Annotated in this window: 20 protein-coding genes, 4 tRNA genes and 2 pseudogenes; 15 read left to right on the top strand and 11 right to left on the bottom strand. The window is 60.4% G+C overall.

Annotated features, from left to right (window positions below):
- Positions 1-69: 69 nt before the first annotated feature.
- Entirely contained in the window at positions 70-1,125 is a 1,056-nt protein-coding gene (locus NTD84_RS04160; RefSeq protein WP_262163746.1) for an AI-2E family transporter, read from the top strand.
- Positions 1,126-1,252: 127 nt separating this feature from the next.
- Here NTD84_RS04160 and xopAW read toward each other — a convergent pair.
- The 3 genes and pseudogenes from xopAW to NTD84_RS04175 all read right to left on the bottom strand — a co-directional run bounded on the left by xopAW (position 1,253) and on the right by NTD84_RS04175 (position 3,830).
- Positions 1,253-1,878: pseudogene (xopAW, locus tag NTD84_RS04165) on the bottom strand (XopAW family type III secretion system calcium-binding effector).
- 144 nt (positions 1,879-2,022) lie between these two features.
- Positions 2,023-3,072 (bottom strand): sensor histidine kinase, encoded by a 1,050-nt coding sequence (locus tag NTD84_RS04170; RefSeq protein ID WP_262163747.1) that lies wholly within the window; start codon positions 3,070-3,072, stop codon positions 2,023-2,025.
- Positions 3,072-3,830 carry a response regulator gene (locus NTD84_RS04175; RefSeq protein ID WP_262163748.1) on the bottom strand — a complete coding sequence of 253 codons (759 nt, stop codon included), beginning with the start codon at positions 3,828-3,830 and terminating at the stop codon, positions 3,072-3,074. The genes NTD84_RS04170 and NTD84_RS04175 overlap by 1 nt, the downstream gene beginning before the upstream one ends.
- Before the next feature lie 295 nt (positions 3,831-4,125).
- Here NTD84_RS04175 and pyrF point away from each other — a divergent pair, with 295 nt between their 5' ends.
- Positions 4,126-4,824 (top strand): orotidine-5'-phosphate decarboxylase, encoded by a 699-nt coding sequence (pyrF, locus tag NTD84_RS04180; protein WP_262163749.1) that lies wholly within the window; start codon positions 4,126-4,128, stop codon positions 4,822-4,824.
- Positions 4,825-4,894: 70 nt separating this feature from the next.
- Here the strand turns inward: pyrF and NTD84_RS04185 are convergent, their stop codons facing one another.
- Positions 4,895-5,899, bottom strand: a complete 1,005-nt coding sequence (locus NTD84_RS04185; protein ID WP_262163750.1) for an NADP-dependent oxidoreductase — start codon at positions 5,897-5,899, stop codon at positions 4,895-4,897.
- A 238-nt stretch (positions 5,900-6,137) separates the two neighbouring features.
- Between NTD84_RS04185 and NTD84_RS04190 the strand changes: the two genes are divergently transcribed.
- The 4 genes and pseudogenes from NTD84_RS04190 to NTD84_RS29975 all read left to right on the top strand — a co-directional run bounded on the left by NTD84_RS04190 (position 6,138) and on the right by NTD84_RS29975 (position 10,521).
- Positions 6,138-6,899, top strand: coding sequence for an SDR family oxidoreductase (locus tag NTD84_RS04190; RefSeq protein WP_262163751.1), 762 nt, complete (start codon positions 6,138-6,140; stop codon positions 6,897-6,899).
- Between the two features lie 175 nt (positions 6,900-7,074).
- On the top strand, positions 7,075-8,448 hold the full coding sequence (locus NTD84_RS04195) for a PLP-dependent aminotransferase family protein (protein ID WP_262163752.1): 1,374 nt from the start codon (positions 7,075-7,077) through the stop codon (positions 8,446-8,448).
- Positions 8,449-9,435: 987 nt separating this feature from the next.
- Positions 9,436-9,660 (top strand): annotated as a pseudogene (locus tag NTD84_RS29970) (HAMP domain-containing protein); the annotation flags it as partial.
- Positions 9,658-10,521, top strand: coding sequence for a methyl-accepting chemotaxis protein (locus tag NTD84_RS29975; protein ID WP_410017325.1), 864 nt, complete (start codon positions 9,658-9,660; stop codon positions 10,519-10,521). The pseudogene NTD84_RS29970 and the gene NTD84_RS29975, both read left to right, overlap by 3 nt.
- Positions 10,522-10,644: 123 nt before the next feature.
- Here the strand turns inward: NTD84_RS29975 and NTD84_RS04205 are convergent, their stop codons facing one another.
- A complete protein-coding gene (locus NTD84_RS04205) occupies positions 10,645-11,403 on the bottom strand; it encodes a hypothetical protein (RefSeq protein ID WP_262163754.1) in 759 nt (252 codons plus the stop codon).
- Between the two features lie 392 nt (positions 11,404-11,795).
- Here NTD84_RS04205 and NTD84_RS04210 point away from each other — a divergent pair.
- The 4 genes from NTD84_RS04210 (at position 11,796) to NTD84_RS04225 (ending at position 12,208) form a co-directional block, all read left to right on the top strand.
- Positions 11,796-11,871 (top strand) — tRNA-Glu (locus NTD84_RS04210).
- 2 nt (positions 11,872-11,873) lie between these two features.
- A tRNA-Gly gene (locus NTD84_RS04215) sits at positions 11,874-11,949 on the top strand.
- A gap of 104 nt (positions 11,950-12,053) precedes the next feature.
- Positions 12,054-12,129: transfer RNA gene (locus tag NTD84_RS04220), tRNA-Glu, on the top strand.
- A 3-nt stretch (positions 12,130-12,132) separates the two neighbouring features.
- A tRNA-Gly gene (locus tag NTD84_RS04225) sits at positions 12,133-12,208 on the top strand.
- Positions 12,209-12,324: 116 nt separating this feature from the next.
- Here the strand turns inward: NTD84_RS04225 and NTD84_RS04230 are convergent.
- The 3 genes from NTD84_RS04230 to NTD84_RS04240 form a co-directional block, all read right to left on the bottom strand.
- On the bottom strand, positions 12,325-12,966 hold the full coding sequence (locus NTD84_RS04230) for a LysE family translocator (RefSeq protein ID WP_262163755.1): 642 nt from the start codon (positions 12,964-12,966) through the stop codon (positions 12,325-12,327).
- Position 12,967: 1 nt separating this feature from the next.
- Positions 12,968-13,738 carry a 2OG-Fe(II) oxygenase gene (locus NTD84_RS04235; protein ID WP_262163756.1) on the bottom strand — a complete coding sequence of 257 codons (771 nt, stop codon included), beginning with the start codon at positions 13,736-13,738 and terminating at the stop codon, positions 12,968-12,970.
- A gap of 92 nt (positions 13,739-13,830) precedes the next feature.
- On the bottom strand, positions 13,831-14,457 hold the full coding sequence (locus NTD84_RS04240) for an alanyl-tRNA editing protein (protein WP_262163757.1): 627 nt from the start codon (positions 14,455-14,457) through the stop codon (positions 13,831-13,833).
- Positions 14,458-14,545: 88 nt separating this feature from the next.
- On the opposite strand from NTD84_RS04240, the gene NTD84_RS04245 reads away from it, so the two are divergent.
- On the top strand, positions 14,546-15,544 hold the full coding sequence (locus tag NTD84_RS04245; protein ID WP_262163758.1) for a LysR family transcriptional regulator: 999 nt from the start codon (positions 14,546-14,548) through the stop codon (positions 15,542-15,544).
- A gap of 89 nt (positions 15,545-15,633) precedes the next feature.
- On the opposite strand, the gene NTD84_RS04250 is transcribed toward NTD84_RS04245, so the two are convergent.
- Together NTD84_RS04250 and NTD84_RS04255 are read right to left on the bottom strand one after the other, a co-directional pair.
- Positions 15,634-16,041: a PA2817 family protein gene (locus NTD84_RS04250; protein ID WP_027924016.1), complete on the bottom strand. Its 408-nt coding sequence runs from the start codon at positions 16,039-16,041 to the stop codon at positions 15,634-15,636.
- Positions 16,042-16,115: 74 nt separating this feature from the next.
- Positions 16,116-18,563 (bottom strand): acyl-CoA dehydrogenase, encoded by a 2,448-nt coding sequence (locus tag NTD84_RS04255; protein ID WP_262163759.1) that lies wholly within the window; start codon positions 18,561-18,563, stop codon positions 16,116-16,118.
- A 249-nt stretch (positions 18,564-18,812) separates the two neighbouring features.
- On the opposite strand from NTD84_RS04255, the gene NTD84_RS04260 reads away from it, so the two are divergent.
- The 4 genes from NTD84_RS04260 (at position 18,813) to NTD84_RS04275 (ending at position 21,981) form a co-directional block, all read left to right on the top strand.
- Positions 18,813-19,472: a transglutaminase-like domain-containing protein gene (locus NTD84_RS04260; protein WP_262163760.1), complete on the top strand. Its 660-nt coding sequence runs from the start codon at positions 18,813-18,815 to the stop codon at positions 19,470-19,472.
- A gap of 43 nt (positions 19,473-19,515) precedes the next feature.
- On the top strand, positions 19,516-20,139 hold the full coding sequence (locus tag NTD84_RS04265; RefSeq protein ID WP_262163761.1) for a glutathione S-transferase family protein: 624 nt from the start codon (positions 19,516-19,518) through the stop codon (positions 20,137-20,139).
- A 133-nt stretch (positions 20,140-20,272) separates the two neighbouring features.
- Positions 20,273-21,205 (top strand): ABC transporter ATP-binding protein, encoded by a 933-nt coding sequence (locus NTD84_RS04270; protein ID WP_262163762.1) that lies wholly within the window; start codon positions 20,273-20,275, stop codon positions 21,203-21,205.
- Entirely contained in the window at positions 21,202-21,981 is a 780-nt protein-coding gene (locus NTD84_RS04275) for an ABC transporter permease (RefSeq protein ID WP_262163763.1), read from the top strand. Before NTD84_RS04270 ends, NTD84_RS04275 begins: the two co-directional genes overlap by 4 nt.
- A 181-nt stretch (positions 21,982-22,162) precedes the next feature.
- Here NTD84_RS04275 and NTD84_RS04280 read toward each other — a convergent pair whose 3' ends face one another.
- Entirely contained in the window at positions 22,163-22,681 is a 519-nt protein-coding gene (locus tag NTD84_RS04280; RefSeq protein WP_262163764.1) for a DUF2062 domain-containing protein, read from the bottom strand.
- Positions 22,682-22,706: the final 25 nt, after the last annotated feature.

Below are 22,706 nucleotides of genomic sequence, written 5' to 3' on the forward strand. Positions count from 1 at the left end.
GCTGTACCGGGCGAACGCGCTGACCGTGTTCGCCTACTCTTTTGCGGACTGACTTTTTTCGGGATTCGGATGATCAATAACGATCGGCTGTTGGTGCAAATCCTGCTCCTGGTGCTGTTTGGCGCGAGCTTATGGGTGATGGCGCCGTTCTGGTCGGCGTTGTTCTGGGGCGCGGTGCTGGCGTTCGCCAGTTGGCCGCTGATGCGTTTGCTGACCCGTTGGCTCAACGGTCGCGAATCCCTGGCGGCGGCGTTGCTGACCCTCGGCTGGATGTTGCTGGTGGCGGTGCCGCTGGTGTGGCTGGGGTTCAACCTGGCGGACCATGTGCGCGACGCCACGGCGTTCATCAAGGATGTGCAGATGGATGGCTTGCCCGAGGCGCCGACCTGGCTGGGCAGCATTCCGCTGGTCGGCGAGCGGCTGGTGGTGATCTGGAACAGCATCGATCAGCAGGGCGCGGCGATGATGGTGGCGATCAAGCCTTACCTGGGGCAGGTCGGCAATTGGCTGCTGGCGCGTAGCGCGCAGATCGGCGGCGGCATTCTCGAACTGACCCTGAGTATTGTGTTCGTGTTCTTTTTCTACCGGGACGGCCCGCGCCTGGCAGCGTTTGTCCACGGACTGTTGCAGCGCTTGATCGGTGATCGCGCCGGCTATTACATCGAACTGGTGGCGGGTACGGTGCAACGGGTGGTGAATGGTGTGATTGGCACTGCGGCGGCTCAAGCGCTGCTGGCGTTGATCGGCTTCCTGATTGCCGGGGTGCCCGGGGCCTTGGTGCTGGGCATCGTCACCTTTCTGCTCAGCCTGATTCCCATGGGCCCGCCACTGGTGTGGATTCCGGCCACCGCTTGGCTGGCCTGGAAAGGCGAGTACGGGATGGCGGTGTTCCTCGGGATCTGGGGCACGTTCATCATCAGCGGGGTCGATAACGTGCTCAAGCCTTACCTGATCAGTCGCGGCGGCAATTTACCGTTGGTGATCGTGCTGCTGGGCGTGTTTGGCGGTTTGATTGCCTTTGGCTTCATCGGCCTGTTTATCGGGCCGACGTTGCTGGCAGTGGCTTACAGCCTGCTGACTGACTGGAGCAAAAGCCAGGCGCGGGTGGAAGATCGCCGACCCTGAGTTTTTGATTGAGGCTAAGGACCCTATCGCGAGCAGGCTCGCTCCCACAGTAGTTTTGTATCGATCACAGATCAGGTAATCAATGCAGATCCACTGTGGGAGCGAGCCTGCTCGCGAAGCTTTTGACTCAGGTGGCCACGTTGAGGTACTTGCCCACCGTCGCCACCTTGTCGAGCGAGTACTGCTTGCTCAGGTTGGCGATCATCTTGTTCAGCGCTTCAGCGACGTTCGCCTGATCGGTGGAGCTGTCGCTGTTCTTTTCACGACCCGCCTGCAGCGCCGCCTTCAGTTCGTCGCTGCTGACACCCCCACTGCTGTCGGTGTCCAGCACCTTGAGCAGCTCAGCGCCAGTGTCGGTGCTGGTCGCTGAACCGTTGTCGCTGGCCTGCAACGCGCTGCCCAGTTCAGTGGCGCTGACACTGCCGTCGCCGTCTGCATCGAGTTGACTGAACAGCTCATCGCTGGATACCTGCTGGGGTGGCGGGGGTGGCGGTGCCATCGTGGCCATTTCTTCGCTGCTCAGACTGCCGCTGTCGTCACTGTCGAGGTCGGCGAACTGCTTGCTCAGGCTGACCAGCAAACCGTCGTCGGACTTCTGCGACAAGGCGCTTTTGAGTTCGTCCTGATCCACCGAGCCGTCGCCGTTGGTGTCTAGTTTGGCCAGCAGCTCTTTCTGGAACTGCTGACTGCGGGGGTGCTGGTGGTGTTGGCCGTGCTGTTATAGCTCGTGTAGTTGCTGACGCTACCGATCATTGGGTTCACTCCCTGGGATGGAAAACCGGTGGAGGCACCGGCTCATGCAGCCTCAGGGGGCAAGGTGTCGTAGGTATGTGAGGTTTGTACCGTGCGATACACACGGCTTTAAGGCCAGACGCAAATCCTTTGGGAGCGTCTGGTTCAAACGCGGGGCAGGCGGATCACCGCAGTCAGACCGCCATCCGGAGTCTCTTCCAGGCTCAATTGCCCACCCAGCCGTTCGGCCGCTTCGCGAGCAATGGTCATGCCCAGGCCGACACCGCCGGAGTTGCGATTGCGCGAGCCTTCCAGGCGGAAGAACGGTTCGAACACCGCTTCGCGCTTATCAGCGGCGATCCCCGGTCCGTGGTCGATGACCCGGATCACCAGGTGTTCGCGATGATCTTCGAGCACGATCTGCGCCTGGCCGGCATAACGCAGGGCGTTGTCCAGCAGGTTGTTGACACATGAGCGCAGGGCCATCGGCTGCACTTGCAACGGTGCGCAATGGCCGCTGGCCTGGACGTCGGCGCCCTGGTCCTGAGCGTTTTCACTCAAGGATTCGACCAGCGCCTGCACATCCATCCATTGCAGAGCTTCGCTGGTGCGCTGTTCGTGCAGGTAGGTGAGGGTGGCGTCGAGCATGCTGATCATGTCGTCCAGATCCTGGCGCATCTGGCCTTGCAGCTTGTCATCGTCGATCTGTTCCAGCCGCAGTTTGAGCCGTGAAAGCGGAGTGCGCAGGTCGTGGGAAACCGCGCCAAGCATTCGTGAACGTTGTTGCATCTGTTCGATGATGCGTTTCTGCATCAGGTTGAAGGTGTTGGCTGCCTGTCGGGCTTCACGCGGGCCGGATTCCTCCAGCGGCGGACTGTCGAGATTTTCGCTCAGGCGCTCGGCGGCGGCGCTCAGGCGCTGGATCGGCCGGCTCAGCAATTTGGCGCCGTACCACGCCGCGATGATCAGCGAGATCAGCTGGAATGTCAGCGGCACCAGCGGCCCACCGAACCAGGGTCGCGGTGGCCGCTTTTCGAAACGCGGGTCAAGCGGCGGCTGTTGTTCGTCGAAGCCTTCGGAGAACTCGGGGGGCGGTGGTGGAGGTGGCGGACCGTAATGGTGAAACCAGGCAAAAGCCAACAAGTGCGCCAGGATGATCGCCACCAGCAGCACGCCAAACAGGCGGCCGAACAGCGTATCGAAGCGCGCACGCATCAGCCGATGTCTCGGGCGTCGAACAGGTAACCCTCGCCGCGAACGGTCTTGATCAGCTGTGGGGCTTTCGGATCGTCACCGAGTTTCTGGCGCAGGCGCGAGACCAGCAAATCGATGCTGCGATCAAACGCTTCGATCGAGCGACCGCGCGCCGCGTCCAGCAGTTGTTCGCGGCTGAGCACCCGGCGCGGACGTTCGATGAACACCCACAGCAAACGGAATTCAGCGTTGGACAGCGGCACCACCAGGCCATCCGCGGCGATCAACTGACGCAGCACGCTGTTCAGGCGCCAGTTGTCGAAGCGAATGTTCGCACGCTGTTCGGTGCGGTCGTCGCGCACCCGCCGCAGAATGGTCTGAATCCGCGCGACCAGCTCTCGCGGTTCGAACGGCTTGGCCATGTAATCGTCGGCCCCCAGTTCCAGGCCGATGATCCGGTCGGTGGGTTCGCAGCGTGCGGTGAGCATCAGGATCGGGATGTCCGACTCGGCGCGCAGCCAGCGGCACAGCGACAGGCCGTCTTCGCCGGGCAGCATCAGGTCGAGCACCACCACGTCGAAATGCTCCGATTGCAACGCCAGGCGCATCGCGGCGCCGTCGGTGACACCACTGGCGTGGATGTTGAACCGGGCCAGGTAATCGATCATCAGTTCGCGGATCGGAACGTCATCGTCGACGATCAGTGCGCGAATGCTCCAGCGCTTATCGTCGCCGGGCACTTTCAGATCGTCGTTCAAAGGAGCTTGGATGCTGTGCATACGTGGGTTCATCTGCCAGGTAGGCTGCCAACCACAAAGATTAGGCCGCGAGGTTGTGGCTTCAGCATAGGCGACCGGCCCGTAGGCGGGAAGTGCTGTAAGGACGTGTTGCGGCTGCCGAGGGTAGTGAGGGAGGGTGTTGTGGGCGTGTCGGGTGTGTATCGGCCTCGACACAATGGGCGAAAAGGCTAGTCTTTGGCGGAGCGCCGGCGACGAATTACCGATCATCGGGTCCCGCAGCCGCGCTGGTTCCGCTACAATGCGCGCCGATTTCGTCCTGCCTGAGAGCCCGCACATGTCCGTCTGCCAGACTCCTATCATCGTCGCCCTGGATTTCCCCACCCGTGACGCCGCACTGAAGCTGGCCGACCAATTGGACCCGACACTGTGCCGGGTCAAAGTCGGCAAGGAGCTGTTCACCAGCTGCGCCGCGGAAATCGTCGGCACCCTGCGCGACAAGGGCTTCGAAGTGTTCCTCGACCTCAAGTTCCACGACATCCCGAACACCACTGCCATGGCGGTGAAGGCGGCGGCGGAAATGGGTGTATGGATGGTCAACGTGCACTGCTCCGGCGGCCTGCGCATGATGGCCGCTTGCCGGGATGTGCTGGACCAGCGCACCGGGCCGAAGCCGCTGCTGATCGGCGTGACCGTGCTGACCAGCATGGAGCGCGAGGACTTGGCGGGCATCGGTCTGGACATCGAACCGCAGGAACAGGTGCTGCGTCTGGCGGCACTCGCGGAAAAAGCCGGGATGGACGGGCTGGTGTGCTCAGCGCTGGAAGCCCAGGCCTTGAAGTCGGCGCACCCGTCGCTGCAACTGGTGACCCCGGGGATTCGCCCGGCGGGCAGCGCTCAGGACGATCAGCGCCGTATCCTGACGCCGCGTCAGGCGCTGGATGCCGGTTCCGATTATCTGGTGATCGGCCGTCCTATCAGCCAGGCGGCGGATCCGGCGCAGGCGTTGGCAGCGGTGGTTGCCGAGATCGCGTAAACACCGATACACCTGTGGGAGCGAGCAGGCTCGCTCCCACAGTTGGTTTTGCAGTGAGCTGGCCTTCGCGTTAAACCTTCAGCACCAACTTGCCGAAATTCTCACCGCTGAACAACTTTGTCAGCGTCTCCGGGAACGTCTCCAGTCCGTCGACGATATCTTCCTTGCTCTTGAGCTGCCCCTTGGCCATCCAGCCGGCCATTTCCTGCCCGGCAGCGGCGAATTGCGCGGCGTAGTCCATCACCACAAAACCTTCCATCCGCGCGCGATTGACCAGCAGCGACAGGTAGTTGGCCGGCCCTTTCACCGCTTCCTTGTTGTTGTACTGGCTGATGGCGCCGCAAATCACTACCCGTGCCTTCATGTTCAGTCGGCTTAGCACCGCATCGAGGATGTCGCCGCCGACGTTATCGAAATACACGTCGACGCCTTTCGGGCACTCGCGCTTGAGGCCGGCGATGACGTCTTCATTCTTGTAGTCGATGGCGCCGTCAAAACCCAGTTCATCGATCAGGAACTTGCACTTGTCCGCGCCGCCAGCGATGCCGACCACCCGGCACCCTTTAATCCTGGCGATCTGTCCGGCAATGCTGCCCACCGCGCCCGCGGCGCCGGACAGCACCACGGTGTCGCCTTCCTTCGGTGCGCCGACATCGAGCAGGGCGAAGTAGGCGGTCATCCCGGTCATGCCCAGCGCCGACAGATAACGCGGCAGCGGCGCCAGCTTCGGGTCTACCTTGTAGAAACCGCGCGGCTCACCGAGGAAGTAGTCCTGCACGCCCAAGGCGCCGTTGACATAGTCCCCGACCGCGAAGCCCGGGTTGTTCGACGCCACGACTTTGCCTACACCCAACGCGCGCATGACCTCGCCGAGACCGACCGGCGGGATGTAGGACTTGCCTTCGTTCATCCAGCCCCGCATGGCCGGGTCCAGGGACAGATATTCGTTTTTGACCAGGACCTGCCCCGCGGCCGGTTCGCCGACCGGTACTTCCTGATAGGTGAACGTCTCGCGGGTAGCCGCGCCCACTGGACGTTTGGCGAGCAGGAACTGACGATTGGTCTGGGAAGTCATGACAGGCACTCAAGATGAATGAAACCTTGTTGATAGACCTTCAAGGTCGATGCCGCAAGTTTGGCTGATACGGCGAATGCAGGCTGATCCAGTCCAGTGATAGTTAGTGCGGTGGTTTTATCACTGCAACTCATGAACGCTCAACCGGCCTTCTGATAGTGCTGCCGTGCCGGTGGCGCCTATGGCTAGACTGGGTGCACGCAACCCCCCCCGCATTCTTCTCTTCGAGGACCTAACAATGAGCATGACGTTTTCCGGCCAGGTCGCTGTCGTCACGGGCGCCGCCAACGGTATCGGCCGTGCGACCGCACAGGCGTTCGCCGCCGAAGGCTTGAAAGTGGTGGTGGCCGACATGGACACGGCCGGTGGCGAGGGCACGGTGGCGCTGATTCGCACGGCGGGGGGCGAAGCGACCTTCGTGCGTTGCAACGTCACCGTGGAAAGCGAGGTAAAAAATCTGATGGACGAAGTGGTGCAGACCTACGGCCGTCTCGACTACGCCTTCAATAACGCCGGCATCGAAATCGAAAAAGGCAAACTGGCCGAAGGCACCGTCGATGAGTTCGACGCGATCATGGGCGTCAATGTCAAAGGCGTCTGGCTGTGCATGAAGTACCAGTTGCCGCTGTTGCTGGCCCAGGGCGGTGGCGCGATCGTCAACACCGCGTCGGTCGCCGGCCTCGGCGCTGCGCCGAAGATGAGCATTTATGCGGCGTCGAAGCACGCGGTGATCGGCCTGACCAAATCGGCGGCGATCGAATACGCCAAGAAAAAAATCCGCGTGAATGCGGTGTGCCCGGCGGTCATCGACACCGACATGTTCCGCCGTGCCTATGAAGCGGACCCGAAGAAGGGCGAGTTCGCCAACGCCATGCATCCGGTGGGACGCATCGGCAAGGTCGAGGAAATCGCCAGCGCCGTGTTGTACCTGTGCAGTGATGGCGCCGCGTTCACCACCGGCCATTCGCTGGCGGTGGACGGTGGTGTCACAGCGTTCTAAGTCACCCCAACTCAGGAAAAGACCCGCCTTGTGCGGGTTTTTTTTCGCTTCGTGGAACGGTCGGCAATGTGTTTCAAATGGTTAGATCGATGAATTTTGACGGCGTTGTCTCACAGCCCCTCAAGCGCGGCTGTGATTAACTGCCTGCGTCAAACGAACAGGAGTTTGCTTGCTCATGGAGTTGAGAATCGATCGACAGGCCCTGGTGCCGGTCGTACAGCAAATCGTCGACGCGTTGGCGTGCTGGCTGCGTCAAAGTGACATCGTGCCGGGAACACGCCTGCCGTCTGCCCGGCAAATCGCGCGGATCAATCTGCTTAGCCAGTCCAGCGTGGTCGAGGCGTGTGACCGGCTGGTGGCGCAAGGGGTACTGGCGTCGAGGCAAGGCACCGGATTCATTGTGGCCGCCCCAACGCTGGCGGTGGATTCGCCTTGGTTAGAGGGCACGGCTCCGCAGCCAGCCAATGTGGCGGCTGAGTTGCGGCTGGGCTGTGGCGGGCTCCCCGAAAGCTGGCGGGAGACGGATGACCTGACCTACGCGATCCGCGAGGTCAGTCGTACGGACATGGCGGCCTTGTTCAACTACAGCTCGCCGCAGGGGCTGCCGGCGTTGCGTCAGCACATTATCAAGCGCCTGAGCCTGCTTGATATCGCCGTAGACGAACACCGGGTCATGACGACGGCAGGGGCCAGCCAGGGGCTCGACCTGATCGTGCGTGCGTTGCTCAAACCGGGCGATTGCGTGGTGGTCGAAAGTCCCGGTTATTCCCTGCTGTTCGAATTGCTCAGGCAGCAGGGTGTAGCGATGCTCGAAGTGCCGCGCACGCCGCGCGGGCCTGACGTCGGGGCGCTGGAGGCACTGCTGCTTGAGAACAAGCCTCGCGCCTTGTTCATTAACAGCTTCTATCACAACCCCACGGGCAGCAACCTGGCGCCGGTGGTGGCAAAGCAGGTCCTGCATTTGGCCAAAGAGCATGATGTGCAGGTGATTGAAGACGACGTCTACGCCGATTTGCACAGCGGCCCCGGGACGCGGCTCGCGGCATTGGATGACAACGTGATCTACGTCGGCAGCTTCTCGAAAACCCTCAGCAGTTCATTGCGGGTCGGCTTTATCGTGGGCGGGGCAGAGGTCATTTCACAGCTGGCCGAGGTCAAGCGGATCAGCAGCCTGGGTGCCTCCGGATTTTGCGAATCGGTACTGGCCTGCCTGCTGGACAGCGGTGCTTATCGCAAGCTGGTGCTGCGTCTGCGGCAGCGTTTGAGGCATGACCGCGAAGCCGCGCTGCAGGTGCTGGAAGACGCTGAATGGGAGGTTTTTGGCAAACCCGTCGGCGGTTTGTTCATCTGGGCACGGCCGCGCAAGTGCGACTACGCTCACCTGCGGGCACAGGCTCGGCGCTTAGGGGTCCTGCTGTCTTCAGCGACGGCATTCAGCCCCGCCGGTACGGCCACTGACTGGCAGCGAATCAATGTGGCCTGCGCCTGCGATCCCCGTGCCCGGGCGTTTTTTCAGGCCACCGCTTCGGATCGACCTCAAGCGTTCTGAAAACGACGTGGGCGTAGCTTTTTGCCATTATTCCGACGCCAGAGACTTGTGTTGGCACAGACCCGTTGCGAATCTGCGTCAACAGACTATGTCAGGGGACTAAGTGCAATGATTTCGGCCGTGCAAGGACGTTTTGCCAACCTCGGTATGGCAAAAAAAATGGGTGTCGGGTTTGTGCTGGTGCTCCTCTTGACTGCCCTGGTGGCGGCCATCGGCGTATGGTCTCTGCAAACCATCAGCCATCGCTTCGACGGCCTCAAGCAGATGTCGTCGCTCAACAGTGGCGTGCTCAAGGTGCGCCTGCTTGAGCAGGAGTACGCCTTGCACGGCAATCCGAAAAACGTCACGGCGCTGCATGAGGGTGTCGATAGCCTGGTCGCCCTGGCGAACCAGCTCAAGGCGCAATCGCCGGCCAACGTGCCGGTGATGACCGACGTCGAGCAGTCCCTGGGCGCTTACCGTAAAGCCTTTGATGAGTTCGTCTCGTTGAGTCAGGCCAAGGACCTGGCGCTGGAAATGGCCAGTTGGTCGGTCTCCAGCGTCGCCAATAACCTCGATGTGTTGCAGGCCGGGCTGGCCGACGATGGCGCTTATACCCTGAAGGAATCCGAAGGCAAGGACGGCTCCCAGTTCATCGAGCAGGCCAGTCAGATCAGTCAGGTGTCGCGACTGATGCTGCAAGCCATGAACGAAGCGCGCGTGCGCCTGGACCAGAGCCGCAAGGGCGACGACAGCGCCGGTCAAGGCAAGATCGAACAGGCCGACCAGGCACTGACTCAAGCCGAACAACTGAAAACCCAGATAAAGGACGAAGGCTACCTGACTGTGCTCAATGAAGTAGTTGGGCATATCGGCGGTTTCAGCGAAAAACTCGCGGAATACACCGGTCTGCTGGTTCAGGAAAAAACCGTCTACGAGCAATTGCATCAGCGCGCCGCCCAGGTGATGGAGCGGGTCGACCAAGCCTATGTGGCCGAAGACCAGTCGATGCAGAGCGAACTGAAAAAGAATTCCTTGCTGATTATCGGCTCCTCGGCCCTGGCCTTGCTGGTCGGTCTGATCGCGGCGTGGGTGATTACGCGTTTGATCGTTAGTCCGTTGCGCAGTGTGATCGGTGTTGCTCAGCAGATTGCCGCGGGGGATTTGAGCGGCACGGTTGAGGTGACTCGCCGCGACGAGATCGGCCAGCTGATGCAGGCCATGCAGCAGATGGGCGCAGGGTTGAGCAGCATTGTCAGCGGGTTGCAGGCGGGCATCGAGCAATTGGCCAGTTCGGCGCAATCGCTGTCGGCGGTGACCGAGCAGACCAACCTTGAGGTCAGCAGCCAGAAGGAAGAGACCGAGCAGGTCGCCACGGCGATGAACGAGATGACTGCCACCGTGCACGATGTTGCGCGCAATGCGGAAGAAGCTGCACAGGCCGCACAAACGGCAGACGGCAAGGTTGAAAGCGGTCAGGCGGTGGTGCGTCAGAGCATGGCGCGGATCGAGCAGTTGGCGGAATCGGCGTCTTCGGCCAGTTCCAGCATCGAGAGCCTGAGCGCGGAAATCCAGAATATCGGCACGGTGCTCAGCGTCATCAAGAGTGTGGCGGAACAAACCAACCTGTTGGCACTCAACGCGGCGATCGAGGCGGCCCGTGCCGGTGAGCAGGGCAGGGGTTTTGCAGTGGTCGCCGATGAAGTGCGGGCCCTGGCCAAGCGCACGCAACAATCGACTGAGGAAATCGAACGACTGGTCAGTGCCTTGCGCTCAGCGGCGCAGTCGTCGGTACAGCAGATTCAGAGCAGTGGCGAGTTGGTGCAGTTGGCGGTCAGTGACGCGTTACAGACCGAGAGTGCGTTGGGCAGTATTGCGGCGGCGGTGTCGTTGATTCAGCAGATGAACCAGCAGATCGCCGCGGCTGCCGAAGAGCAGAGCTCGGTAGCGGAGGAGATCAATCGCAGTGTGACCAGTATTCGCGCCAGTGCGGATCAGTCGTCATTGGCGATGCAGGGGAATGCGGCATCGAGTATCGAACTGGCGCAGTTGGGCGTTGAACTGAAGGGCATGGTGGGGCACTTCCGGCTCTGAAGAGGCGGGTTGCGGGCGCTCTCACCCCCAGTAGGCGCCAGCTTGCCCTTCGTACGTTCGCGCTGCTCAAACTCACCATAAAAAAAGCCACCCATTCAGGTGGCTCTTTTCCGCATGCGCTGATCAGTCGTAAATCACTTTCTTCTTCCAGTCCGCATCCGCCTCGACATCTTTGAGGCCTACGGTCAACTCGTTCACTTCGTCTTCAGCTTTCGCATTGTTGTCCATGACTTGCGCATTGGCCCGGGCCAGGAGTTTTTCCAGGTATTCGAGCTGTTCGGCGTAGACCTGCGGTTCCTGTTGTTTGCGCAGGTATTGCACGCCGCGCTCGAACGCCAGGCGAGCCTGGCCGGGCTGGTTCTGTTGCAGGGAGTGCTGGCCGAGGTTGTTGAAGAATTCGATGTGCAGCAGGACCAGGATGTGGCGGACTTCGCGGATCCAGCGTTTGGCTTCGTTGGTCGGCAGGAAGCCATCCTGGGCCGCGCGGGTGATCTGGCCGTGAAGGGCTTCCAGCAGGAAACGGACGTCCTTGGCCTTGGCTTCGGTCTGGATCGGCGCCGGTGGGTTGTTGACCGGGATCGATTCGCCCTGGGCGACCAGGGTTTCCAGTTCGCTGATCCGCACCTTGAGGTTGGCGCTGGATTTTTCCAGGTTCAGCAGGCGCTGGCAGACGTTCAGTTCCAGGCGGGTCAGCAACAGCTTGAGGGCCGGTGTCATCAGCTGGCCGGGAAACGTCTCGGTGATTTCGCCGCAGCGGCGCAGGCGGTCGTTGAGTTCGACCTTGGTGCGGGCCCTTTCCAGTTTGTTGCTTTCCACCACATGGTTCATGTACCCAATGGCGATCAATAGTGCGATCCCGGCTACAACTAGCAGGGTGATCATGAGTGGTGTCACCGGTAAGACCTCTTCGTGGGATTCGCGTGGAAGTGTAGTGGCTCGGCCTGGGAGCGCATAGCGCCGCCCGACGGGTTGGTTCGAGCGGGCTTCTACCCGTAGCGACTGCAACGCTGCCTATATAAGCAACAGTGTGCGAGGTGCAGATTGCCATCATCTGTTGCAAGGGGGACTATATCGTCTTGGCGAGCGTCAGAATATAGGCGTCAAACATTGGTTGACCAAAAAGCTGTATTCACGGCCCAAAGCAGGGCGAAGTCATTGATTTAAATAAATTTATATCTGGGGGTTGACGACCCCTCAATCCATCCATAGAATGCGCGCCACTTACAGCGTAAAGCACACAGCGAAACGCGGTAGGGAGTGAATGTTGTACGTGTGTCCCCTTCGTCTAGTGGCCTAGGACACCGCCCTTTCACGGCGGTAACAGGGGTTCGAGTCCCCTAGGGGACGCCAATGCGGGAATAGCTCAGTTGGTAGAGCACGACCTTGCCAAGGTCGGGGTCGCGAGTTCGAGTCTCGTTTCCCGCTCCAATTTTAAACAGCGTTGCTTTCGGGCAGGGCTGAGTGAAACCAGAACCAAGTCTTCGGACGCGGATCTGGGCTCCGAAACACACACCATGTGTTCCGGGTAGCGTGTCCCCTTCGTCTAGTGGCCTAGGACACCGCCCTTTCACGGCGGTAACAGGGGTTCGAGTCCCCTAGGGGACGCCATTTGCGGGAATAGCTCAGTTGGTAGAGCACGACCTTGCCAAGGTCGGGGTCGCGAGTTCGAGTCTCGTTTCCCGCTCCAAATTCACAAAAACGCCGCTCATTGAGTGGCGTTTTTGTTTGCGTGGGATTTGTATCCGATGTCAGCAAAAAGGCCCGCCAGTCAGACTGAGCGGGCCTTTTGCGTGGGCTATGTTTTTACATCGACAGGATCAGGCGCCCCGCGAACAAAATCAGAATCACCCCCATGCTGCGTTCGAACCAGTGCCCCATGCGCATGAACAGCACGCGCACCCGGGCGCTGGAGAAGAACAGCGCAACGATCACAAACCACAGCGCGTTCACGAAACACATCCACACGCCGTACAGCGCCTGAATGCTGAGGGGCGTCGTCGCACTGATGAGGGTGGTGAAGATCGCCAGGAAGAACAATGTGGCCTTGGGGTTGGTGGCATTGGTCAGAAATCCGGTGGTGAAGGCTTTCAGCAGCGTTTGCCCGGCCACCGCTTCGCCGGCGTCTTTTTCGCCCTCAAGCACCGATTTCGGTTGGCTGCGCAGCAGGCTGACACCGAGGTACAGGATGTAGGCGCCACCGACGATCTTGGCCACGGTTAACAGCCAGGGCGTGGCGTGCATCAAGGCACCGACACCGAGCAAGGTGTAAAGCACATGCACGGAGATGCCCGCGCCGATGCCGAGCGCTGTGCAGATTCCCACCCAACGCCCAAAACGCACGCTTTGGCGGATGGTGACCGCGAAGTCCGGCCCCGGCGCAACCACAGCCAGAAAATGGATGATTGCCAGGGCCAGAAATTCACCCAGGTAGTTCGAATACTGCATCTCAACTCCAGAAGGTCAGGGGTGAAGCATTGCCGCGGTAGCCGACAAAGAATGAAAGGCTCAGGCGCGGATCGGCCACGCCCGGCGTCACCGCGTGCATGCGGCGCGAGTTGAACATGATGAAATCACCGGGCTCGGGACGAATCTCCAGGATCGGAGTGCCGAGCAACGCGGGGTCGATGCCGTAGCTGTCGCCACGCATCTCGTCGAACTGGTCCGGGGAAATGTCGTGGTCCCACATCTGCAGGGCACCGCCCTCGGCAGGCATATTCAGGTACACATTGCAGGCGAACTGCGCGTCAAGGCTTCTCGCCTGGTAACTGTCCGGAGCGTCCTTGGCGAAGATGTCGTGGTGAGCCAGGAAGCACACGCCGGGTTTCACCACTCGGGACAGACCGACGTACATCTTGCGACCGTAGAGGTTTTCCAGATGGGCGCCGGCCGGCCAGGATTCGTCGAGCATGCAGCGCAAGGTGTCGACCGGAGACGAGTAGGGCGCGCAACGGTTGCGCAACTCCGCGATATTGCGGGTGGCGCGCTCGAAATAATCCTCGATCAGCAGTGGCTGGTTTTCCGCCTCGTAAAACGCCATGCCGATTCGGCCGATGCTCGGCGCGTTGATATAGCCTTCGAAGCCGGGCGCAAGAATCCTGTCGCCGATCTGCAGCGCCAGCGGCGGGGCGAGGAAGCGCTTGACGCGAATGGCGAGGACTTCTTCGTTGGCCAGTTTTTTTATGCACGTCTCATCGAGACGCTCGACATCAAGCATCATGGTTCAGGTCCATCCATTGGAGAGTCAACGGAGCCGGCGAATGCGGGCTCCCCAGGCGTCGGGTGCTGCCGGAACGTGCAGCGCCCCTAGGCTCAATTCACGCTGTAGTGCACTGACAACGTGCCTTTCTTCTGCGAGACGGAAGCGATCGTGACCGTACCCAGATCGGTCAGGCTACGTACGTGGGTGCCGCCGCAGCCGTAGGCGGGGAGTTCACCAAAGCCGATTTCCCGGGCGCCTTCGCGCAGGGATGTCAGACGCGGCAGGTCATGGGCGATCCATTGTTCGATGCCGAACTCGACGGTTCGGGCGTCGACTTCCTGTGCTGACTCAGCCGGTTTGAACTGCACCCGGCCTTCGCCTGGCCAGTGATGGGCCTTGATCGGCATCCAGCCCATGGCCTGTACGAAATGTCCGATCAGATGGCCGGCGGAATGCATCCGCGTATTGAACTGACGACGCGCCTCATCGACGCGAATCTGGGTCATGCCGAGAGTGACCGGGCGATCGACGAAATGGATGATCCGCTGCGGATCCTGCACCACGCGCAGCACCTGGCTATCACCGATCCAGCCGGTGTCGAACGGTTGTCCGCCGCCCTGAGGGTGAAACAGTGTTGCGCGCAACTCCACGGCGAATTCGTTCTCGTGGGGTGTGCATTCCAGTACTTCCACATTGGCCTTGAGGTCATCACTATGGAAAAAGAGGCGAAGCGTCATATTCCATGCCCTCGTTAAAGATGTTTTTCATTATATGAATCGTGGAATTGCGTGATAATCCGTTCCAACCTCAAAGGACTGTTGCGCTGTGAGCATAAATCTTCCGCTGCCATTGCTCGGTGAAATGGCGATTTTCGTCAAAGTCGTCGAGACCGGGAGTTTCTCGGAAGCCGCGCGCCAATTGGGCTCGTCGCCGTCGGCGGTCAGTCGCAGCATTTCGCGCCTGGAGAAGGCGCTCGCCACCCGACTGCTGCAACGCACCACGCGCAAGTTGCGGCTCAGCGACGGTGGTGAGGAGGTGTTCAAGCGTTGTCAGGAGATGGTCAGCGCCGCCAAGTCGGTGATGGAAATCAGTGGTCAGTTCACCGATGAAGCGGAAGGGCTGGTGCGAGTCAGCGTGCCCAAGGCGGTAGGACGGTTCGTGATTCACCCGCATATACCGGAATTCTTGCGGCGTTATCCCAAGGTGGATGTGGAATTGCTGCTTGAGGACCGTCAGGTGGATCTGATCGACGACAACGTCGATCTGGCGATTCGTATTACCGATCACCCCCCCGCCGGGCTGGTGGGGCGGCAATTGCTGACCATCGACCATATGCTCTGCGCGACACCGGAGTATCTGGCAAAGCATGGTACGCCGACGCATCCCCATGACTTGCTTAACCACAGTTGCATCTACCTGGGCGAAACGCCGAGTGATGCGCGCTGGAAATTCAAGAAAGGCTCCAAGGCCGTGACCGTCGGGGTACGCGGGCGATATGCCGCCAATCACACCGGCGTGCGACTCGGCGCGGTGCTGCAGCACATCGGGATTGGCAGCTTGCCGTACTTCACGGCGCGTTATGCGCTGGAGCAGGGCTTGATCGTGCAGGTGTTGCCGGATTGGACGTTTCTGGCGTCGTACCACGGCGGTGCGTGGTTGCTGCATTCACCAACCCGCTATATGCCGCCGAAGCTGCGGGTATTGATCGATTATCTGGTGGAGTGCCTGGAGAAGGAGCCAACCTTGAGCAAACCGGGGAAGCCGGGTGCGTCAGGTCGGATGGCGGTGGAATATGAGCTGCCTGAAAGTGAAGGGTTGCTTTGAGGCCCCTTCGCGGGCGAGCCCCTCATAACCCACTCCAAAAAAAGGCCCGCATGAACAACCATGCGGGCCTTTTGCGTGACTGATCGGGATCAGTGCTTGCTGTCGTCGTTCGACATCGCCAGCAGCTGTTTTTCCTGATTCCAGTCAAACGGTTCGTCGTTCTGTTCGGCTTCGAAGCGGCGTTCTTCAAGGGCCTGGTACAGGTCGATTTCATCATCGGGCATGTAATGCAGGCAGTCCCCGGCGAAATACCACAGCAGGTCACGCGGGACCAGATGGGCGATTTGCGGGTAACGGGTGATCACCTGGCACAGAATGTCCTGGCCCAGGTACTGGCTTTCGATCGGGTCGACCGGCAGCAACGCGCGCAGTTCGTCGAAGCGCTCCAGGAACAAGGCATGGCTTTCTTCGGGAACCTGTTCGGCCTCACCCACGGCGACCAGGATGCTGCGCAAGTGGTCAAGCAAAACGAGATGATCGGCAACGACGTTGGACACGAGATAAGTCCTCAAGAGCAAAACGGGCGCGGGAGTATAAAGCGCCCGCGCCCTTTTTTACATGGTCACGGGGATCAGCGGACCTTTCCTTCGGCCAGCGCCAACTCCTCTTTGTCGAAATCATCGACGTCAATCACCTTGCGCCGCGCCACTTCGGCATTTCGCAGGTTTTGCGCTTCCACCGGTTGCAGTACGCCCGCCTCCAGCGCGGCATCGACGGCATTTTCCCCGGCAGACGGTTTGACTTGACCGCTTTTGAGCGCCACATGCAGTTTTTTATGCAGGGGCTGCGCGGCGTTCAACAAGTCGCACGCGTGTTGCAGGGCGCCCACGGCGTCGTCGGCTGATTGCGGACGGAAGCAGCCACCCAGCAATTCCTCGAGGGTCGGATCGCCCTTGGCCCGGCCAATGACCGCAGCCACTTCGGCACCGAGTTTGTCCGACGGCCCTTTGTGGCGACGACCGAACGGGAACACGATCACCCGTAACAGACAACCCAGCACCTTGTTCGGGAAATTGGTCAGCAGTTCATCCAGCGCGCGCTCCGACTGGCCGAGGCTTTCTTCCATGGCCCAGATGAACAGCGGCGCCATGTGTTCCGGCGAGTCGAGGTCGTGATAACGCTTGAGCGCGGCGGAGGCGAGGTACATGTTGCTGAGCACGTCCCCCAAGCGCGCCGACAGGCGTTCGCGGCGTTTCAATTCGCCGCCCAGCAACATCATGCTCAGGTCGGCGAGCATGGCGAACGCCGCGGCCTGACGGTTGAGCGCACGGAAGTAACCCTGACTGAGCGTGTTGCCTGGCGCGTGTTCGAAGTGGCCGAAACCCAGGTTGAGCACCAGCGTGCTGGCGGCATTGCTCACGGCAAAACCGATGTGCTGGAGCAGCAGGCCATCGAACTCGACGAGGGCCTGATCCTTGTCTTCGCGACCGGCGAGGGCCATTTCCTTCAGGACGAACGGATGGCAGCGAATCGCACCCTGGCCGAAGATCATCAGGTTGCGCGAGAGGATGTTCGCACCTTCCACGGTGATGAAGATCGGCGCGCCATTCCAGCTGCGGCCTAGGTAATTGTTCGGCCCCATGATGATCGCCTTGCCGCCGTGAACATCCATGGCGTGGCTGATGCACTCGCGGCCGCGTTCGGTCAGGTGATACTTGAGAATCGCCGACAGCACCGATGGTTTCTCACCCAGATCCACCGCATTGGCGGTGAGCATCCGCGCCGCGTCCATCATCCAGGCATTGCCGCCGATGCGCGCCATGGCTTCCTGAATACCTTCGAATGCCGACAGCGGCACGTTGAACTGCTCACGAACCTGCGCGTATTGACCGGTCACCAGACTGGTGAACTTCGCTGCGCCGGTGCCGACCGCCGGCAATGAAATCGAACGCCCGACCGACAGACAGTTCATCAGCATCATCCAGCCTTTGCCGAGCATGTCCTGGCCGCCGATGAGGAAGTCCAGCGGGATGAACACGTCTTTGCCGGAGTTCGGACCGTTCATGAACGCCGCGCCCAAAGGCAAGTGACGACGGCCGATTTCAACGCCCGCAGTGTCGGTCGGAATCAACGCCAGACTGATGCCCAGGTCTTCTTTATCGCCGAGCAAGTGATCAGGGTCATAGGCCTTGAACGCCAGGCCGAGGAGGGTGGCGACCGGGCCGAGCGTGATGTAACGCTTCTCCCAATTCAGGCGCAGGCCAAGGGTCTCCCGGCCTTCCCATTCGCCTTTGCAGATCACGCCGCTGTCGGGCATCGAACCGGCGTCGGAGCCGGCCAGTGGCCCGGTCAAGGCGAAGCACGGGATGTCATCGCCGCGTGCCAGGCGTGGCAAGTAATGATTGCGTTGTTCGTCGGTGCCGTAATGCAACAGCAGCTCGGCCGGACCGAGGGAGTTGGGGACCATCACGGTGGAAGCGAGGTCGCCGCTGCGGGTTGCCAGTTTCATCGCCACCTGGGAGTGAGCGTAGGCAGAAAAGCCCTTGCCGCCGTATTCCTTGGGAATGATCAGGGCGAAGAAGCCGTTTTCCTTGATGTGCGCCCAGGCTTCGGCGGGAAGGTCCATGTCCTGGCCAATCTGCCAGTCACTGACCATCGCGCAGAGCTCGTCGGTCGGGCCGTCGATGAAGGCCTGTTCCTCTTCGGTCAGATGCGCTTTCGGGTAGGACAGCAGCTTGTCCCAGTCCGGACGGCCGCTGAACAGTTCGCCGTCCCACCACACCGTGCCGGCGTCGATGGCGTCGCGTTCGGTTTCCGACATCGGCGGCAGGGTTTTCTGGAACCAGTTGAACAGCGGCGCACTGAAGTATTTACGGCGCAGGTCGGGTAGCAGCAAAGGCGCCGCGACGGCGGCGATCAACAGCCACAACACCAGCAGCAACCAGCCCGGCGCGCGACTGAAGGCGCCCATTGCCACCACATAAACGGCAACGATGCACAGGGCGGGCAGCGGGGCGATGCGGCGGTGGGCTAAATACGCAATCCCGACAACCAGAACCAGTATCCACAACAGCAGCATATTTAATCCTCCGTGAAACAAGGGCAAAAACAACCTTCAGAGCTTAGACGGCATCCGCAAAACAGGGTGGTCAGAGCGATGGGATTGAAATCGTGGGAAACCTTCGATGAGTTTTGTCGGACCGGTTGGCAGCCGCCGGGGCAAATCGTTCGTTGAGCGGGCGGCTAAGCGTCCAGGTTTGGCCGATACGTCGTTATCTCCGTGCTGAAGCTGTCGCTAGACTCGTGGCATCTTCAGGAGATTGTTCTCATGCACGAGTATCTGAGTCCCGGCCGCTTCATCGATAGTGACCACCCGTCGGTGGTGGAGTTCGCCGAAAAACATCGTGGCAGTAGCCGCAATCCGCTCGAGCAAGCCATCAACCTCTATTACGCGGTGCGCGAGGCCGTGCGTTACAACCCTTACACGTTCAGTCGCGATCCGGTCACCTTGCGCGGCAGTTATGCGCTGGCGACGGGCGAAAGCTATTGCGTGCCCAAAGCCACGCTGCTGGCCGCTGCGGCCCGGCATTGCGGGGTTCCCGCGCGGATTGGCTTGGCGGATGTGCGCAATCATTTGTCGACCCCTCGTTTGCTGCAATTGCTTAAAAGTGACGTGTTCGCCATGCATGGTTATACCGAGCTGTACCTGAACGGCCGCTGGGTCAAAGCCACGCCGGCGTTCAACCAGCAACTGTGCGAACTGTTCAACGTGGCACCGCTGGAATTCGACGGCATCAACGGCAGCGTTTTCCATCCGTTCAATCGCGACGGCGCGCAGTTGATGGAATACCTGGTTGACCACGGCCAATTCACCGACGTGCCGGAAAAGTTCTTCTTCGAGCACCTGGAAAAGTGCTACCCGCATCTGTTCAGCGAGCAACTGCCGCCGCTGCTGGGGGACATGCAGAGCGATTTGAGTCGCGCCTGATCCGGCGTATGCTGCCTGCGCATTCATCCATAAAGAGGCGGTCATGCTGAAGATCTGGGGTCGGAAAAATTCGTCGAATGTCAGGAAACCTTTGTGGGCTGCCGAGGAACTGGGCCTGGCCTATGAAGCCATCGATGCCGGCGGTGCCTTTGGTGTCGTCGATACGCCGGAATACCGTGCGATGAACCCCAACGGCCGTGTGCCGGTCATTGAGGATGACGGCTTCGTGTTGTGGGAATCCAACGCCATCGTGCGTTACCTGATGGCCCTCCACGCCAGCGACACCGCCTGGTATCCGGCGGACCTGAAAGTTCGCGCCGCCGCCGACAAATGGATGGACTGGACCACGTCAAGTTTTGCCGGCCCGTTCCGCACGGTGTTCTGGGGTGTCCTGCGCACGCCGGCGGACAAACAGGACTGGCCGGCCATTCACGCCGCGATCAAGGAATGCACCGAGCTGCTGTCGATGGCTGATCAGGCGCTGGCGGTCAAACCGTACTTGTCGGGCGACGAGATCGGCATGGGCGACATTCCCCTCGGCAGTTTCATTTATGCCTGGTTCGAGATGCCGATCGAGCGTGCGCCGCAGCCCCATCTGGAAGCCTGGTATGCACGTTTGAAACAGCGTCCGGCCTACAAGAAAGCCGTCATGACCGCGTTGACTTAATACTCACTATCGACACACTTGACTGTACTTGTGTGGCGGCGACAAGCACCATTGCGTTCATGTGCTGCGGTTGTATTGTTCGCCGCCCGCCCTTATTGATCTCTTTCATCCCTTCTTGGTGCATAAATCCGATATGAGTTCCGCTCTGTCCATCCGGCAGCTAACCAAAACCTACGGCAACGGTTTCCAGGCCCTGAGTGGTATCGATCTGGACGTCGCCGAAGGTGACTTTTTCGCCTTGCTCGGCCCGAATGGCGCCGGCAAATCCACGACCATCGGCATTCTCTCGACCCTGGTGAACAAGACCAGCGGCACGGTGAATATCTTTGGCCACGACCTGGACAAGAATCCTGCGCAGCTCAAGCGCTCCATCGGTGTCGTGCCGCAGGAATTCAACTTCAACCAGTTCGAAAAAACCTTCGACATCGTCGTGACCCAGGCCGGTTACTACGGCATCCCGCCGAAAGTCGCCAAGGAACGCGCCGAGCAGTACCTGACCCAGCTCGGCCTGTGGGACAAGCGAGATGTACCGTCGCGTTCCCTGTCCGGTGGCATGAAGCGCCGCTTGATGATCGCTCGCGCCCTGGTTCACGAACCGCGCTTGCTGATCCTCGACGAGCCGACCGCGGGGGTGGACATCGAGCTGCGTCGTTCGATGTGGACGTTCCTGACCGAACTGAACCAGAAAGGCATCACCATCATCCTCACCACGCATTATCTGGAAGAGGCTGAGCAGCTGTGCCGCAACATCGGCATCATCGACCACGGCACCATCGTCGAGAACACCAGCATGAAGCAGCTGCTTAGCCAGTTGCATGTGGAAACCTTCCTGCTCGACACGAAAAACACCCTGAGCGTCGCGCCGCAGTTGCTCGGCTACCCGACCAAATTGCTCGACGCACACACCCTTGAAGTCCAGGTCGATAAAGCCATGGGCATCACCGCGCTGTTCACCCAACTGGCGCAGCAGAACATCGAAGTGTTGAGCCTGCGTAACAAAACCAATCGCCTCGAGGAGTTGTTCGTGTCCCTGGTGGAGAAAAATCTGTCGAAGGTGGCGGTATGAGTTCCGAGCTGCAACCCAACCTCGTTGCCCTCAATACCATCGTTTACCGCGAGGTCCGGCGCTTCACCCGGATCTGGCCGCAGACGCTGCTGCCACCGGCGATCACGATGGTTCTGTACTTCGTGATTTTCGGTAACCTCATCGGTCGGCAGATCGGTGACATGGGTGGTTTCACCTACATGGAATACATCGTGCCGGGGCTGATCATGATGTCAGTGATCACCAACTCCTACGGCAACGTGGTGTCGAGTTTCTTCGGCAGCAAGTTCCAGCGGTCCATCGAAGAGTTGATGGTCTCGCCGGTGTCGCCGCACACCATTCTGATCGGCTACACCCTGGGCGGCGTGCTACGCGGGTTGATGGTCGGGGTGATTGTGACGCTGCTGTCGATGTTCTTCACCAAACTGCAGGTGCATCATCTGGGCGTGACCGTTCTGGTGGTGGTACTGACGGCGACGATCTTCTCGCTGCTGGGGTTCATCAACGCCGTGTTTGCGCGAAATTTTGATGATATTTCGATCATTCCGACGTTCGTGCTGACACCGCTGACTTACCTGGGGGGCGTGTTTTATTCGATCTCGTTGTTGCCGCCGTTCTGGCAGACGGTGTCGCTGGCCAACCCGGTATTGCATATGGTCAATGCGTTCCGTTACGGGATTCTCGGGGTGTCGGATATCAAGATCAGCGTGGCGATTACGTTCATGCTGGTGGCGACGGTCGTGTTGTATATCGGTTGTGCGCGGTTGTTGGTGAGTGGGCGCGGGATGCGCACCTAACCGGTTTTTCGAACTGTACGCGATCCCTGTAGGAGCGAGCATGCTCCGGGCGGCGTTCCGACGATCGTCGTCAACGATAACGCGTGCAGCATGAATGAACGCAGTGGACCTGGGTCCATCGCCAGCATGCTGGCTCCTACAGGGTAAAAAGGCCTCCCATTCCAGGAGGCCTTTTTGCATTTCATTGCATCCGCTTTTTCTTCCGCCGCGCCCACTGCCGAGTCACCCACCACCGCCAATACAGCATCACTAGACAATAGGCGAGCGCCCCCAGAACCAGCCCCGTCACCACCGAACCCAGCAAAAACGGTCGCCACAGCGTTGACAGTTCGCCGCTGATCCATTCCCAGGTCAATTCATCCGGCAGGTGCCGCGCGGGCACGTCCATCAGCCAGGCACCGGTCTGATAGGTGCAGAAAAACACGGCCGGCATGGTAATCGGGTTGGTCAGCCAGACCAGGCTGACCGCAATTGGCATGTTGCCGCGGACCATGATCGCCAGAACGGCGGCCACCAGCATCTGCAATGGAATGGGCAGGAACGCTGCGAACAGGCCAACCGCCATGGCGCGCGCGACGGAGTGGCGGTTGAGGTGCCAGAGGTTGGGGTCATGCAACAGGGTGCCGAGAAAGCGTAAGGACTTGTGTTCCCTGATGCTGGTCGGGTCTGGCATGTATCGTTTGAATAAGCGCCGGGGCATAAGGCATCTCGGTCGGTTAAGGCGG

Source organism: Pseudomonas sp. 14P_8.1_Bac3, from assembly GCF_025466085.1.
GTDB lineage: Bacteria > Pseudomonadota > Gammaproteobacteria > Pseudomonadales > Pseudomonadaceae > Aquipseudomonas.

Bases quoted from the DNA above. Each gene is read 5' to 3' on its own strand.
- NTD84_RS04265 (WP_262163761.1), top strand. From the start codon at position 19,516: ATGCTGAAGATCTGGGGTCGGAAAAATTCGTCGAATGTCAGGAAACCT.
- NTD84_RS04260 (WP_262163760.1), top strand. From the start codon at position 18,813: ATGCACGAGTATCTGAGTCCCGGCCGCTTCATCGATAGTGACCACCCG.
- NTD84_RS04190 (WP_262163751.1), top strand. From the start codon at position 6,138: ATGAGCATGACGTTTTCCGGCCAGGTCGCTGTCGTCACGGGCGCCGCC.
- NTD84_RS04235 (WP_262163756.1), bottom strand. From the start codon at position 13,738: ATGATGCTTGATGTCGAGCGTCTCGATGAGACGTGCATAAAAAAACTG.
- NTD84_RS04175 (WP_262163748.1), bottom strand. From the start codon at position 3,830: ATGCACAGCATCCAAGCTCCTTTGAACGACGATCTGAAAGTGCCCGGC.
- NTD84_RS04185 (WP_262163750.1), bottom strand. From the start codon at position 5,899: ATGACTTCCCAGACCAATCGTCAGTTCCTGCTCGCCAAACGTCCAGTG.
- NTD84_RS04230 (WP_262163755.1), bottom strand. From the start codon at position 12,966: ATGCAGTATTCGAACTACCTGGGTGAATTTCTGGCCCTGGCAATCATC.
- NTD84_RS04270 (WP_262163762.1), top strand. From the start codon at position 20,273: ATGAGTTCCGCTCTGTCCATCCGGCAGCTAACCAAAACCTACGGCAAC.
- NTD84_RS04240 (WP_262163757.1), bottom strand. From the start codon at position 14,457: ATGACGCTTCGCCTCTTTTTCCATAGTGATGACCTCAAGGCCAATGTG.
- NTD84_RS04255 (WP_262163759.1), bottom strand. From the start codon at position 18,563: ATGCTGCTGTTGTGGATACTGGTTCTGGTTGTCGGGATTGCGTATTTA.
- NTD84_RS04205 (WP_262163754.1), bottom strand. From the start codon at position 11,403: ATGATCACCCTGCTAGTTGTAGCCGGGATCGCACTATTGATCGCCATT.
- NTD84_RS04170 (WP_262163747.1), bottom strand. From the start codon at position 3,072: ATGCGTGCGCGCTTCGATACGCTGTTCGGCCGCCTGTTTGGCGTGCTG.
- pyrF (WP_262163749.1), top strand. From the start codon at position 4,126: ATGTCCGTCTGCCAGACTCCTATCATCGTCGCCCTGGATTTCCCCACC.
- NTD84_RS04280 (WP_262163764.1), bottom strand. From the start codon at position 22,681: ATGCCCCGGCGCTTATTCAAACGATACATGCCAGACCCGACCAGCATC.
- NTD84_RS04160 (WP_262163746.1), top strand. From the start codon at position 70: ATGATCAATAACGATCGGCTGTTGGTGCAAATCCTGCTCCTGGTGCTG.
- NTD84_RS04275 (WP_262163763.1), top strand. From the start codon at position 21,202: ATGAGTTCCGAGCTGCAACCCAACCTCGTTGCCCTCAATACCATCGTT.
- NTD84_RS04195 (WP_262163752.1), top strand. From the start codon at position 7,075: ATGGAGTTGAGAATCGATCGACAGGCCCTGGTGCCGGTCGTACAGCAA.
- NTD84_RS29975 (WP_410017325.1), top strand. From the start codon at position 9,658: ATGGGCGCAGGGTTGAGCAGCATTGTCAGCGGGTTGCAGGCGGGCATC.